The 14,435-nt window shown below is 40.4% G+C and carries 12 protein-coding genes; 5 read left to right on the top strand and 7 right to left on the bottom strand.

The genetic code is table 11. The features are described 5' to 3' along the window. Positions 1-90: 90 nt before the first annotated feature. Positions 91-1,176, bottom strand: a complete 1,086-nt coding sequence (locus FTU83_RS01050) for a DUF475 domain-containing protein (protein ID WP_180050623.1) — start codon at positions 1,174-1,176, stop codon at positions 91-93. A 207-nt stretch (positions 1,177-1,383) separates the two neighbouring features. Between FTU83_RS01050 and tenA the strand changes: the two genes are divergently transcribed. After that, positions 1,384-2,049 carry a thiaminase II gene (tenA, locus tag FTU83_RS01045; protein ID WP_078193179.1) on the top strand — a complete coding sequence of 222 codons (666 nt, stop codon included), beginning with the start codon at positions 1,384-1,386 and terminating at the stop codon, positions 2,047-2,049. Between the two features lie 111 nt (positions 2,050-2,160). Here tenA and FTU83_RS01040 read toward each other — a convergent pair whose 3' ends face one another. The 3 genes from FTU83_RS01040 to FTU83_RS01030 form a co-directional block, all read right to left on the bottom strand. Next, on the bottom strand, positions 2,161-2,883 hold the full coding sequence (locus FTU83_RS01040; protein WP_180105509.1) for a hypothetical protein: 723 nt from the start codon (positions 2,881-2,883) through the stop codon (positions 2,161-2,163). A gap of 189 nt (positions 2,884-3,072) precedes the next feature. Continuing rightward, positions 3,073-3,411 carry a GlpM family protein gene (locus FTU83_RS01035; RefSeq protein WP_180002743.1) on the bottom strand — a complete coding sequence of 113 codons (339 nt, stop codon included), beginning with the start codon at positions 3,409-3,411 and terminating at the stop codon, positions 3,073-3,075. A 134-nt stretch (positions 3,412-3,545) separates the two neighbouring features. Then, positions 3,546-3,929: a hypothetical protein gene (locus tag FTU83_RS01030; protein WP_180002741.1), complete on the bottom strand. Its 384-nt coding sequence runs from the start codon at positions 3,927-3,929 to the stop codon at positions 3,546-3,548. Between the two features lie 179 nt (positions 3,930-4,108). Between FTU83_RS01030 and uvrA the strand changes: the two genes are divergently transcribed. Then, positions 4,109-6,940 (top strand): excinuclease ABC subunit UvrA, encoded by a 2,832-nt coding sequence (gene uvrA, locus FTU83_RS01025; RefSeq protein WP_180025908.1) that lies wholly within the window; start codon positions 4,109-4,111, stop codon positions 6,938-6,940. A gap of 32 nt (positions 6,941-6,972) precedes the next feature. After that, positions 6,973-7,263, top strand: a complete 291-nt coding sequence (locus FTU83_RS01020; protein ID WP_180105510.1) for a hypothetical protein — start codon at positions 6,973-6,975, stop codon at positions 7,261-7,263. A gap of 639 nt (positions 7,264-7,902) precedes the next feature. Here the strand turns inward: FTU83_RS01020 and blaOXA are convergent. Continuing rightward, positions 7,903-8,754, bottom strand: a complete 852-nt coding sequence (blaOXA, locus tag FTU83_RS01015) for a class D beta-lactamase (RefSeq protein ID WP_373685348.1) — start codon at positions 8,752-8,754, stop codon at positions 7,903-7,905. Between the two features lie 293 nt (positions 8,755-9,047). On the opposite strand from blaOXA, the gene FTU83_RS01010 reads away from it, so the two are divergent. Beyond that, positions 9,048-9,857, top strand: a complete 810-nt coding sequence (locus FTU83_RS01010) for a toxin-antitoxin system YwqK family antitoxin (RefSeq protein WP_180101629.1) — start codon at positions 9,048-9,050, stop codon at positions 9,855-9,857. Between the two features lie 59 nt (positions 9,858-9,916). On the opposite strand, the gene FTU83_RS01005 is transcribed toward FTU83_RS01010, so the two are convergent. Further along, positions 9,917-11,623 (bottom strand): diguanylate cyclase, encoded by a 1,707-nt coding sequence (locus FTU83_RS01005; protein WP_180010629.1) that lies wholly within the window; start codon positions 11,621-11,623, stop codon positions 9,917-9,919. 1,098 nt (positions 11,624-12,721) lie between these two features. Between FTU83_RS01005 and omp33-36 the strand changes: the two genes are divergently transcribed. Continuing rightward, on the top strand, positions 12,722-13,606 hold the full coding sequence (omp33-36, locus tag FTU83_RS01000; RefSeq protein WP_180010631.1) for a porin Omp33-36: 885 nt from the start codon (positions 12,722-12,724) through the stop codon (positions 13,604-13,606). 55 nt (positions 13,607-13,661) lie between these two features. Here omp33-36 and FTU83_RS00995 read toward each other — a convergent pair whose 3' ends face one another. Beyond that, complete coding sequence (locus FTU83_RS00995) at positions 13,662-14,357, bottom strand: ion channel (protein ID WP_180010633.1); 696 nt, start codon at positions 14,355-14,357, stop codon at positions 13,662-13,664. Between the last annotated feature and the right edge of the window lie 78 nt (positions 14,358-14,435).

The following is a 14,435-nucleotide window of genomic DNA, read 5'->3' as shown; positions in this document are numbered from 1 at the left end:
ATTTTTATTGATTTTAAATATCCTGATGATTGGACAAATAAAAAGCGCAGCTGACGCTGCGCTTTTTGGGAGATTTTAGGCAAATTTAAATTAGCCTAAATTTTCTTGACGCTTTTTATATTGAATTGAGGCAATCACAGCCCAAACAATAAATGCCACACCAATTAGACCCGTTACCACTTCAGGGACATGAAGACCTGTGCCACTCGCCAACATAATGAAGGCCAAAGCACCAATCGCATAATGCGCACCATGTTCAAGGAAGATATAAGCATCTAAGGTGCCTTTATCCACTAAGTAAATGGTCATTGAACGCACGAACATAGCACCAATAGCAAGACCGAGCATAATGATTACGACATCAGAGGTAATCGCAAATGCACCAATCACACCATCAAAACTGAATGAGGCATCGAGTACTTCAAGGTAAAGGAAACCACCAAAACCTGCTTTGATCACGCCCGTCGGTACGCCATTTGCGTCATGTCCAACCGCATTACCGTTTTCATCAACTTCAGGTTCACCACCCAATAAATGACTCAGTACTTGGACACCGATATACACCACGATCCCCCAGATACCCGCCATCACTACCGCTAGACGAGAGGCTTCGGCCACGTTTGCTGCCATTACCAATAACGCAATTAGGGCAATAAACACGGACATCGCAGGAACGTTTGCAAGATTAGCTAAACGGCGCTCTAGCCAACGGAACCAATGGGTATCTTTCCCTTCATCTAAGAAGAAGTTCAGGAACACCAACAATAAGAAAGCACCACCAAAGGCCGCAATTTCTGCATGATGTGCCATCAATTTTGCAGAGTATTCAATTGGATTATTCAATGCCAATTGCACCACTTCCATAGCGCCCATGTCAGCCGTTACAGCAACAATGACGATTGGGAAAATCAAACGCATACCAAAGACAGCAATCACGATCCCGACAGTTAAGAAAATCATTTTCCAGAAATGATCCCAACCACGGAGTACCGATGCATTCACTACAGCGTTATCAAATGACAATGATACTTCCATCACTGCCAAAATTACAGTAATGGTCAGTGCTGTCAGCATGGCTTGCACACCTGCATTTGGGCCATGATTCAGACCCCAATATGCAGAAATGGCAAGACACACGATCGTAAAGACGATTGAGAAACCAAAATGTTTCATCATGATAGATCGACCTATTCATTCAATAAGATTTCAAAATGAGGGAATACCCAGTTTGAAGCTAAGTTTATGGCGCAATTATGCCGCTTTTCAGGATTGAAACCAAAAATTATTCGTTACATTTTGAATAAACACTCTAAGATGGAGGCTCTCAATTACATCGCATCATGGTGTAGACCCGTCTTTCATTTTTAACGACAGGAATGTTCAATGCGTTTTTCTGAAGAAGTTTGGCAACGTAATACCGCGTTATATCAGCAGATTCTCCATCTACCGTTTAATCAGGAATTGGCTCAGGGCAGCTTAAGCCGCGATGCCTTTTGCCACTATGTCATTCAGGATGCCCATTATTTATTGGCCTATGGTCGTGCGCTTGCAGTGTGTGCAGCCAAGGCGTTTGATGCCGACGATGTGATTCAGTTTTCTGAAGCGGCAAAAATTGCCATCGTGGTGGAACGTAGTCTGCACAATGACTTTATGCAAGGTTTCAACATTAGCAAAGAACAGTTTGAAAATACTCCACTGACCCTTGCCTGTCATCATTACACTTCGTTTCTAACGGCAACAGCATGGTCAGAAAGTTACCCTGTGGTCCTTGCCTCACTCCTGCCTTGCTTTTGGATCTATGCGGAAGTCGGCAAAGCCATTGTCAGCCAATCTGTACCGAATAACCCTTACCAAGCATGGATCGATACCTACTCAGGTGAAGACTTCAATACTGCTGTGCAAAACGTGATTCAAACTATTGATCGAGTGGCGGCTCGCTGCGATGCAGATACACGTGAAAAAATGCATGCGGCTTATACGAACGGCGCAAAATTAGAATGGATGTTCTGGGACAGCGCGTATCAACAGCGGACATGGCCTGTAGAATAAACCTTTGATTTAAACTGTATAAAAAATTAAGGATCTAAAATTGCTTTTAGATCCTTTTTTAATATGGTTAGATTCGGTTTTTAGAATGACCATGCACGATCATTTCAGGCATTAGCGTTTAAAACGATACCATCCGAGAAAAATCCCCATCGCGATAATCACCAAAAAAATCGCAAAACGTGCTTCACGCAACTCACTGCGTGCTGCTTTGCGTTCCTGCATCTCTTCTGAATGAAATTGTGATTTGACCATCGGATCTAGTTGAGCAATAGCCAATAAATCTTTGGGCTTTTCACCTTTGCCTAAAATGAAATAAAGCCCTTTGACTTGCATTTCATTGAGTTTTCCCAGTTCAATATTCAGTTGAGTAGCTTGTGCATTATAGTCAGGCACCCAATCTTCTACGCGGGCATATACATGGGCACGACTAATATCAAAGATTGATGCATCCTGCACTTTCTTGCCACTTTGATCTTCCAGTTGTTCACTCAAATCTGAGAATTGGGACAGTACATAGTCTTTTTTCTGTGCCAACTGTACACCATCAAAAGCATACTCTTGTATTTTTTGTGCAGGATTATTTTTCAACAATAAACCTTGCGGAACGACTTTAAAGTCCAGAACAGTATTGTCAGGGACTTGGTTGGTTTGCAGTACCATATAGACCACAGACCATAGCTGTTCATTTTGCCCGACCGCAGGCACGCTCACGCTATAACGCTGCTCGGCTGCAGGGTCGATAAACTGTTCAAACGCGAGGATTTGACTGTCTTCAGCCCACAGGATTTGACTTGAAAACATGAGGCAGATGATCACCCAAAATTGTTTTAACATTATTTGCTCTTATCATGATTATTTTCTGTTCTGGCAGAATTATAATTAATTATTCAAATACTTACATTTTAAATCACACATTTAGTGATTGGAAATTCATCATAATTTAATACAAATCTATTGTTTTATAAATGATCTAGAACCGATAAAAAGTTAATCTGAAACAGCATCGATATAGGCTTTTGATGCTTACTGAAAACTCTGCCATGCATAAATCAAAACAGCCGCAGCAAGCACCCAACTCAAAGTTGCTACACTCAAACATGCCGTTAAGCTCAAACGTGTTGCGAGCAGGTACACCATCAATAAATAAATGAAATATGGGATGAGAGACCAGAGTCCAAACAGCGCAGTTTTTTGTAATGCGGCTGCACCCTGATCATTTGCCACAATTACATGAGCAATCAACGCAAAAGTCGGAAACAATGGAACCAAACCTGCAATATAAAACACCTTACTTTTAGACAGCAAAGCAATTAATACCACAACAAAGGCACCCATTAAGCTTTTGAGAAATAAGGACAACATGGCATTCTATGGTTTCGATAAAACTGCATTTTACGCCTTTTCTGCGATAGTCCTGAGATTTTCTAATGCATTTTTATGCGCATAGCACAGGAGATTTAAACGATGAACTTAAAACAGTCATAGTGCCGTGATCTTTATGCACCTTTACACCATAGGCTAGATGTAAAGCGCGCTTTTTGTTGCTCAGCCATTTGCTTAAACTGCGCTTGAACTTTTAAATCTTCAGCACTCATCAAATGTTGATTGTTTTCAACAATTGCCAAAACCAAATCAAACTGTTGAGGAATTTTTTCGCAAGCCAGATGCTTTTTTTCAGCTTCTGTTTTGGCTTGACCTAATTTTGCAATATACAGATCAATTTTTTCACTTTCGGTATTCAGCGCCAAAGTTGCTTGTTCTAAGCTGTCATAATTTTGCGCTTTCGGTGTTTGGTTCGGGGTACATGCACTCAAAAACACACTACACATCAATAAACCCATCACACCTAATGTTGGATTGAGATGAAGTTGCCATTTCATGTTAAAAGTCCTAGATTGCTGATTTGCGGATGTTTTAGGGCATCGGCACAGACAGCTATATTTTGATTCGGCCATTTTTCTCACAAAGTCACGCATAAATCTAGGTTTAAATTACACTTGAACATTTTTCATGCGCTATCATATATAGGTTTTTCGATGAATCTTTTAGGACCCCTTGCATGAGCCAAAGCCATATCCGTATTCGAGGCGCACGTACCCATAACTTAAAAAATGTGTCACTCGATATTCCACGCGACAAGTTTGTGGTCATTACGGGTCTTTCTGGTTCAGGGAAGTCCTCTTTGGCTTTTGATACCTTGTATGCTGAAGGTCAACGTCGCTATGTTGAGTCCTTATCTGCCTATGCACGCCAATTCCTTTCGCAAATGGAAAAGCCCGAAGTTGACTCGATTGAAGGCTTGAGTCCTGCGATTGCCATCGAACAAAAATCAACGAGCCACAACCCACGCTCAACAGTGGGAACAATCACCGAAATTTACGACTATTTACGTCTACTCTATGCCCGTGTCGGCACGCCGTATTGTCCTGAACATGACCTCCCGATGGTGGCTCAGACTGTGTCTGAAATGGTCGATACCGTCAAAGGTCTAGAAGAAGGCACGGCGCTTATGTTGCTTGCCCCTGTGGTCCGTGACCGTAAGGGTGAATACACCAACTTATTTGAACAATTACAAGGTCAAGGTTTTGTCCGTGCGCGTGTCGACGGTGAAGTCATTGATATTGATACTCCGCCTGAACTCGACAAAAAGAAAAAGCACACAATCGAAGTCGTTGTTGACCGTTTTAAAGTTCGTGATGACCTCGGTAACCGTATTGCAGAAAGCTTTGAAACTGCACTACGTATGGGTGGCGATATTGCCATTTTGTCGTGGATGAAAGGCGAACAAGAAGATCGCGTATTTTCTGCGAAACACTCTTGCCCTGAATGTGAACGTGCCGTTGGTGAACTTGAACCACGGCTATTTTCCTTCAACAATCCATTCGGTGCATGCCCTGTTTGTGATGGTTTAGGCACACGCAGCCATTTTAGTGCTGACAAATTGATTCCCAATAATGAAGTTTCGATTAGCCAAGGGGCAATCCGTGGTTGGGACCGTCAACGTCCGTATTACTACAGCATGATCCAAAAAGTTGCCGATCATTTTGGTTATTCTCTAGACACACCGTGGAATGAACTCGATGCCGAGACCAAAAAGAAATTCCTTTATGGTACAGGCAAGGAAAAAGTTGACCTCAGCTATATTGATGAACGTGGTCGTTCGCACAAACGTGTGCAAGCCTTTGAAGGGATTCTACCTCACCTAGAGCGTCGCTATCGTGAAACGGAGTCGAACTATGTGCGTGAGGATTTAGCACAGTATTTATCCAATGCCGCATGTGATGCTTGCGGTGGCTCACGTCTCAATGAAATTTCACGTCATGTCCGAGTTAAAGATAAAACCATCGCGCAAATCACCAAGATGTCGATTGGCGATGCTGAAAGCTATTATCAAGACCTCAACTTAAGCGGTGCCAAAGGCGAAATTGCTGACAAGATTTTCAAAGAGATTCGTGAACGTTTGCACTTCCTAGTCTCTGTCGGTTTGAACTATTTAAGTTTATCGCGTTCGGCAGAAACACTGTCGGGTGGTGAAGCTCAGCGTATTCGTTTGGCTTCGCAAATTGGCGCGGGCCTGATGGGCGTAATGTACGTGCTGGATGAACCCTCTATTGGTTTGCATCAGCGTGATAATGACCGCCTATTGGAAACCCTAGTACGTTTGCGTGACTTAGGTAATACCGTATTAGTTGTAGAACATGATGAAGATGCGATCCGTGCCGCCGACCATATTATTGATATTGGCCCCGGTGCAGGTGTGCATGGCGGTCATGTGATTGCCGAAGGGACGTATGATGAAATTTTGGCAAATCCAGATTCATTAACTGGTCAATATCTATCAGGAAAGCTCAGTATTGATGTGCCGAAAACACGCACACAACCGCCAAAACCTGAAGAGCAAATTAAGTTAATGGGCGCTGCGGGTCATAACCTGAAAAATGTCGATTTGACTATTCCTTTAGGTGTGATGACCTGTGTGACAGGTGTATCAGGTTCAGGTAAATCGACGCTGATTAACCGGACATTATTGCCGCTTGCAGCGACTCAATTGAATGGTGCAACCACATTAACGGCTGAGAAATTTGATTCGATTGATGGCTTACAGTTCCTCGATAAAGTCGTTGATATTGACCAAAGCCCAATCGGTCGTACACCACGTTCAAACCCTGCAACATATACCGGTTTGTTTACCCCTATTCGTGAACTGTTTGCGCAAACCCCTGAAGCCAAAGCACGTGGCTATGCTGCAGGTCGATTCTCGTTTAACGTGAAAGGCGGTCGCTGTGAGGCCTGTGAAGGCGACGGTATGATTAAGGTTGCAATGCACTTCTTACCTGATATGTATGTGCCTTGTGATGCCTGCCACGGCAAGCGCTATAACCGCGAAACGTTAGAAGTTGGCTATAAAGGTCGTAACATTTCTGATGTCTTAGAAATGACGGTTGAAGATGCGATGCATTTCTTCGATGCCATTCCTGTGATCCACCGTCGTTTGGAAACCTTGAACCAAGTGGGCTTGGGCTATATCCGTTTGGGTCAGTCTGCAACCACACTTTCAGGTGGTGAAGCGCAGCGTGTCAAATTGGCTCGTGAGTTGGCGAAGCGCGATACAGGCAAAACCTTGTATGTGCTTGATGAACCAACAACTGGTCTACACTTCCATGATATTGCCAAGTTGCTCGACATCCTGCATGAGCTGCGTAATAAGGGCAATACCATTGTAGTGATTGAGCATAACTTGGATGTGATTAAAACTGCCGATTGGATTGTGGACTTAGGCCCTGAAGGTGGTGCGGGTGGCGGTATGATTATTGCCGAAGGTACACCTGAAGTTGTTGCGAAGAATAAAGTGTCGCATACAGCGAAATTTTTAAAGCCGATGTTGAAATAAGATTCTCTTTCCTTTAAGTGCATGATAAAACGGTGATTCATTCACCGTTTTTTATTTATATGACTTTATTAGAGATAATTGATACAGCCGTAAAAATTGGTTTAGGAGCACTGATAACTGGCGTAATTACCTACTTAAATCAAAAGGCAAATATTTCAGCATCAGTAGCAAAAGATAACCTTCTATATAATCGTAATTTATTGACCAATATTTCCAAAGATCTCGAGGAAATAAATCATCTCGTTTTAAAAATTTGGGCATTTTTTGAATTTGAAACAAAACAATCTCAACTAGCTCTTAATGAGATTTCAGATAGACTTTAACCTCTAAGACACGCACTTTTTAATGACTTTAATTTGCTTAGCAAAAATGAAGGTTTAATTCTTTTACATGGATATATTGAACAATAAGAAAAGCTAAGAATTTATGGCGAATTACTCGGAAAATTTAACGCTTATACACTTTGTAAAAATGGAGCTATCAATGTTGAAACAACTGCTCAATATAGATTTAAAATTTTAGAGGCTAGAAAATTACTTTATACGAGCTTAAACAAAGCCATTTCTACATAAATTCTTGTTCTTCACAATATTCAATCACATGACGGCGACATGGATGTCGCCTGTTTGAGTGGGGCAGCACGGATGTGCCCTCAGCCAAACAAAAGCATTTTGCTTACTTTTGTGCGTTCAAAAGTAGGGATCTCCTACACAATGGAAACTCAACCCCAATGCAAAGCGAGGACGTTTAGAAAAGCATATTTTTTTGAAAATAACCTTAACTAAATCCATCCACAAAATTCGCACCATTATTTATACATTCAACTGGAACTTTTCGGACTTACCTTCAACCAAACAAAAGCATTTTGCCTACTTTTGTGCTTTCAAAAGTAGCAACGTCCTACACAATGGAAACTCAACCCCAATGCAAAGCGAGGACATGCAAACTTAAAACTCAAAAAATTAACGTAAATAATGAAACACACCCAACTTATCCAACACATCCAAAGTTAACTGCTTACGCTCTGCCACATCATCCCCTGCTGCCATCTGCATATTCAAACTAAACGACATGATCTTGCCATGACCATCATCCACCCAACCGGTATACCAACCGACTTGGGGTTCAACATCCATGCCCCAACCACTCTTGGCATACAACTTCGCATCGCCACGACTTTCAATATAAAGCATGTCTTTGACTTGCTTTTGTACCGCGACATCAAACGGTAATTTCTCTGTCGCAAGCTGATACGCAAATTTGGCTTCTTGCTCGGGCGTAATCTTTAACGGCCCAACCAACCAAAAATTATCCACCTGTTTGCCAATATTGGCATTGCCAAAACCGACCCGTTTGACTTCTTGTTGCATTAACGCCAAACCTATTCGCCTTGCCAGTTCCTGATAAACAGGCACCGCAGACGCTTGCATCGCTTCACCCAAAGTCAGGTCTTTTTCCCATGACGGGAAAGCACGTTTTTCACCTTTCCATTTAAAAACTTCAGTGGTTGTCGCCTTCTGATGCTGCAAACCAATTAAAGCATTTAACATTTTAAAGGTAGATGCAGGAATGTATGCTGTCTGGGCGCGCTGTAAGTCATTGCCATAATGGCTCATGCTCTGACCATCAAATGTGACAAATACCGCCTGTGTCTGTGCTTGATTAAATAAAGACGGAATTTCACTCACCCGTGAATTTGCTAAATTGGCTTGAGCCGTTTGTTTTAAGTGTTGAGATGAATCCAACATGCCTTCATTTGCTGTACATGCTGTCAAACTCAGGACAGTCATCAACGATAGATATATTTTTTTCATTGCACTATTTTTATGGCGTTTAAAGTCCACAGTATAAGATGAAGTTCAAACCTGAATTGTGTACTTTTCAACAGTCTTGTATCTGTTCCAAACTTAGCATATCGACTATTTATTTTTAAACAAAACATCCTTATGATGACGCCTATCGTGGACTCAACAACCAATAATTTTTAATTTTTAATTTTTAATTTTTAATTTTTAATTTTTAATTTTTAATTTTTAATTTTTAATTTTTAATTTTTAATTTTTAATTTTTAATTTTTAATTTTTTAAAATATAAAAGCATACTAACAATGAATAAATTTATCTTAAGTTTCAGCCTCTTATTATGTCCAATATATAGCTTTGCCGATGGCTATCTGAATGAATACATGGTGCTGTTTGTCTCACAAGAAGACCCCGATCTTAGCCCATGGAAAGATAAGCTGCAGTGTAAAGCCCTCAGCACCCCGACACCACACAATGGGATCTTTGAAAATCAATATGTCTATGCCAATGGCAATGCCCTGACCACCATCTTTCTGAGTAATAGCAAAATTAAAAACGGTGAATGTGAACATCTCATTCACTTTCCAGATGGTATTCAAGGCTCAGGCGTATTTGAAAGTTTCTTCCCCAACGGCAAACCCCGTAGCCGCATTGCTTATAAAAATGGGGAGTACGAGGGCAAACTTGAGTTTTGGTTTGCCAATGGGATAAAAGAGCAAGAAAGTAGCATCATCAATGGTGAATCGCAGGGGGATTACAAAATTTGGCATCCAAATGGGCAACTGGCTTTTTCTCAAAATTATAAAAATGGGATCGAAAATGGCCTGCGCCAACGCTGGTACAGTAATGGTAAACCGTGGACCTATGCCAATTTTCAAAACAATAAATTGATTGGCGAGCTGAAAATGTGGTTTGAAAACGGCAAACTAGAACGCCAAGGTTATTATCGTAATGGCGTTCGTCATAACAGTTATAAAATTTGGTATGACAATGGGCAACCTGAAGCGGTGCTTCAGTACGATTTAGGCAAAATTACCCAAGCCCAGTGTTGGAATGAAGATGGTAGTCAAATGAACCAACAAGCCTGCAATAAATTATATAAAGATGAAGATTAATTGATTTTTCTAGCTAACTTTATGAATCTGCCAAGATATTTATGAATATCAAGCTGCGTTTAGGCTGAAACACGGTCACGCCCCGCAGCTTTGGCTTTAAATAATGCTTGGTCTGCGCGCTCTAATAAATCGATCCAGCTTTTGGCACCCACTGCAACACCAATACTCACCGTCACGATGAGATCTGCTTCGTCTTCTGCCAAATTGAAATTCACATGCTGAATATCATGCCGTATGGTTTCGGCAATGTGCTGGGCTTTGAGCATATCAATCCCCTCGATCAGGACTAAAAACTCATCTCCACCATATCGCACCACCAAGTCGGATGAACGAATATGTTGTCGTAATTGATTGGCAACATGTTGAATCACCAAATCGCCGACAATATGCCCATAGCGATCATTCACCTGTTTAAAGTGATCAATATCAATCACGATCAGTGCTGTATGTAAAAAGCCTGAATTTTGGCTGTCGCGAAATTTAATATATTCATCTAAGGCAAAACGATTGGCGACATTGGTGAGTGAGTCAGTATTGGCAATATGTTTCAGCTGAAATTCAAAGGCATCACGTTGTTCCAACATGTTTTCAATATGCTGAATGGCATCAAATAAACTGAGATAACCTACTTTGGCAGGCTCAATCACGCCTTGATCCATTTGTCGGTGCCGAGCCAGTTTAAATAACTGATTACGAGCACGAATTAAAGGTTCAAACACCCATTTCTTGGCATAGAACATCGTTAATAATGCAGTCAGTAATGACACGAGCGAGACAAAAAGCGTGAAAATCAATTTATTTCGCGCTTCACGTTGTTCATCCGCAGCTACTTTGAGACTGTAATCTAAAATATAACTTTGCAATTCCACCACTGTAACAAATTTATTGACCATTGCATCAGTGAGCTGGGTGCCATCCATGTGATAACGCTGATGTTGAAGACTTTTTTGAGCCAAACCATCAATAATTGGCAAACCTTTATCTAAAAATTCCGTTCGTACCGCATGATGTAACTGTTTAAACTCGGGTGTTTTGTCATGTTCGGACTGCACGACATTGATCAATTCCCATAAATAGCGTGCTTGACGCTGGGTCTGTAAAGTCCGTGCTAGATTTTGCTCTGGAATTTCCTGTTGAAATGACACTGCAGCCATAATGTTTGATGCAACTCGTCCCGCCTGATCACGTAATTCAGCCAGTAATAAAATCAGCGTGTAATAATTCGATACACGGGTATCTTTACCATGTGAATGATTGACCAATTTCTGCATGGCAATATAGCTTTGATCCCAAGCTTGGAACATCGCCAAAATGGCATGATCCAATTTTTTAGCTTCACGCTGTTGTGTCGGCAGCGCAATATATTGATCGACCGTTTTGCGACCCTGCAACAAATATGGATATAAATTGGACTCTAACTGCTGGGCGATCGGTGCAAAGCCCGTTTCTTTTAAAACTTTCAGTGTATCTTGATATTGCCGATCAACGCCTTGACGATATTCAGCCAACTCAATAATTTTTTGCTCGCGCTGTTCACCTTGACTCGACATTGCACTGTTAGCTGGCGCACGTTCACGAGAAATTTGGTTGGTTAAATCTGCCACCATTTTTAGCATCTGAATTTCTTTCAGCGCTTGAGCATTTTTGAGGTAGTTTTGATAACTGCTCACAATCAGTGGAACACTAATAAATACGATAGACAAGACGATTACTAGCATCGCAAGTTGCAAGCGCTTACTAATATGCTCTGTTCGTAATGTTTCCATCTATTTTATGCCCCACACTTGTTGCATACCCCAACCCACTTATCAACTAAACGCGGGAATATTTAAATTAATGATCAATAATTTATTAATTTATAAAATGAACATTTATACAGCTAAATTCTATACAAATGTGTTGAATCTGTCACATTTTTATCATTTTAAAACGAGATAATTTGCTAAAAAACAGCAACATATTTGAAAGGAATAAATTTTTTTATGAACTTGCTTAAATAAATATTTACAATTGCAATAAATTGGTGCAGAATGCACCGTATTAGGGCACACTAAATTTCTTCCTCAGCAGAATATTTTAGTTTCCCGAAAATTTTGGCTAAAAAATCCTGATTTTCCATGAAAATCAGGATTTTTTTTGTCTATATCACTTTAATTGAAAGATAAATAAAATTATTGATGCACCATAAAAGTGCATTTATTTTTATTCCATCTCCGTTTTATCTATAATCTTTGCGGTAAAGTTCCATTTTTAGAAAAAAAAAAGCCCAACCTTGGGGAAAGCTGGGCGAATAAAAAACAAATGATGGAGAATCAGGGTCAAAGTCACACTTTTAAACTGTGTGACGACTCGATTGGCAAATTATGAATCAAATAAAACCTGATGTAAAGCCAAGTATTTCACAAGGATATTAAATTTATCACTAAGATATTCATTTAAGTGAAGTAGACCTCAGATTTAAAACAAAAACGTCCATTTACTATGCAAATAAACAGTTTTTGCCCAACAATTCGGCAGTCAAAGCCGCAATTTATCGCTTCAAATGCGTGAAAAGCGTTAGAATTTGCCCTTCGTATTAAATGTTAATTTAAATAAAAATAACAATAATAATTGTTATTTCAGATTGAAAAGTTGTGTATTTTTTCAAGTGTATTTTTTTAATTAAGAATTTAATCAAACTTACTTAATTGTTCTCAATGATTTTTTTTCAGTGACTTATTAGTTAGAGTAAAAACTGAATTTCTTATTATGAAATAAAGATCTGAGTCAGAGACTGAATAATAACCTTTAGGATCATTGACTTAATATATTGTTACAATACAATGCTCAATGTTTAATCCATTTGTAACAACTGGTAGAAAATCATGAAAAAACTCGGTTTAGCCACTGCTTTATTATTAGCCATGACCGGTGCTCAAGCTTACCAATTTGAAGTTCAAGGCCAAGCAGAATACATCGACACAACTGCAAATGACAAAGATTTCATTGGTGGTGTTCAAGGTACTTACTACTTCAAAAATGTTGACTCTACAAAAGGTCCTTTAGCAGAAGCTGCATTCTTAAACCAAGCTTCTAACGTAGCTGTTGCTTACAACTACGGCGAAGTTGGTTCACAAGGTGTTGACGTAATTGCTCATAACTTTGGTGCTAAAGCTGAAGCTTATGTTCCAACTAAAATTGTTCCTGTATATGCAAGCGCGTCTTACAGCCACACTATTTTAGATTCTAAAAACCAAGTATCTAAAGAATTAGAAGGCAATGGCGACCGTTATGCATTAGAAGTTGGTGCGCTTCCAACTCAAAACTTCTTAGTTGCTGTTGGTTACACTAGCGTTGCTGACCAAGCTGCTGTTGACGCGTTCAACGTTATGGGTAACGGTGTTGCTAAAGCTGCTGCAGAAGCTGCGACTATTGGTCAAGACCAAGACGCAATCACTGCACGTGCTAAATATGTTGGCGCAATCGACGACACTAACATGGCAATTGGTTTCGAATCAGGCATCATCTACGGTGATGACACTGCTTACCAATTCAAAACTGATCTTTTCGTAACTCCTAAATTAAGCGTTGGTGCTTCTTACGCTGAATCTAGCTTTGAAGGTACTCCAGACTCAGCTTGGGGCGCGAATGTAAACTACTTCATCACTCCTGCTGTTGCAGTTGGTGCTAGCTATGTAAATGCTAATGCTAAAGAAGTTGTTGCGCTTGATACCCAAACTGTTGGCGTAAATGCTAAATTCCGTTTCTAATTTATATTAGATCCTGAAGACAAAAAGGACGCATGTGCGTCCTTTTTTACTGCCATTATTTGTCTTTAGGTTCATGACGTTCGGGTAAATGGGCAATATATTGCAAGGCGATTAAGCGTGAAACGATGAGAGCCAAATACATCACCCCGCAGAACATTTGAAGCATGGCCAAGACCCGTGCTGGCGCACTCACGGGCATGAGATCCGACAAGCCCGTTGCGGACTGCAAACTAAAACTTAAAAATAATAAATCTAACCACGACTGCATGCCCGGCGCTGCAGGATTCACAAAACTATCCGGATAAATCAGCTGACAAATACTATAGAGAAAGGCAAAACCCCATGCGATGAGGGTAAAAACTGCTCCTGCTGCAAAGAGTTCATCTTTGGTTAAATAGCGATCTGCAAACATATAACGCAATACGCCATAAGCGGCACTAAAATACGCACAGGCTTCAAAACCATGCGCAATAATTTGAATATTCGGATGATTTACACCCAGCATAATCAAAGTAGAAAACAATACTGCACAGCCAACAAAACTCAGCCCAAGAATCGTAAACATCGGAGTTTGGCGAATCACTTTGGCAATGATCAATAGTACCGACACCCCAAGTACCCAAATTAGCGCACGAAAAGACAGACTTTCTCGGGTAATCGCGGTTAAAACCAAGATCAGAAACTGCACCAGTAACAGCCATGCTGAGGGTAAAAGTCTAAAGCTTTTCCAAAAATCCACGAATCCTTGCATTATGTTCAATCTCTATATTTTTTTATCATGCGCTGAAATGATCAATCTGAAGCATCATCAACTGATTGATTTTAAATT

Source organism: Acinetobacter sp. YH12152, from assembly GCF_013418285.1.
GTDB lineage: Bacteria > Pseudomonadota > Gammaproteobacteria > Pseudomonadales > Moraxellaceae > Acinetobacter > Acinetobacter amyesii.
Note: the sequence above shows the minus strand (reverse complement) of the source record. Positions and strands in the feature narration are given on the sequence as shown.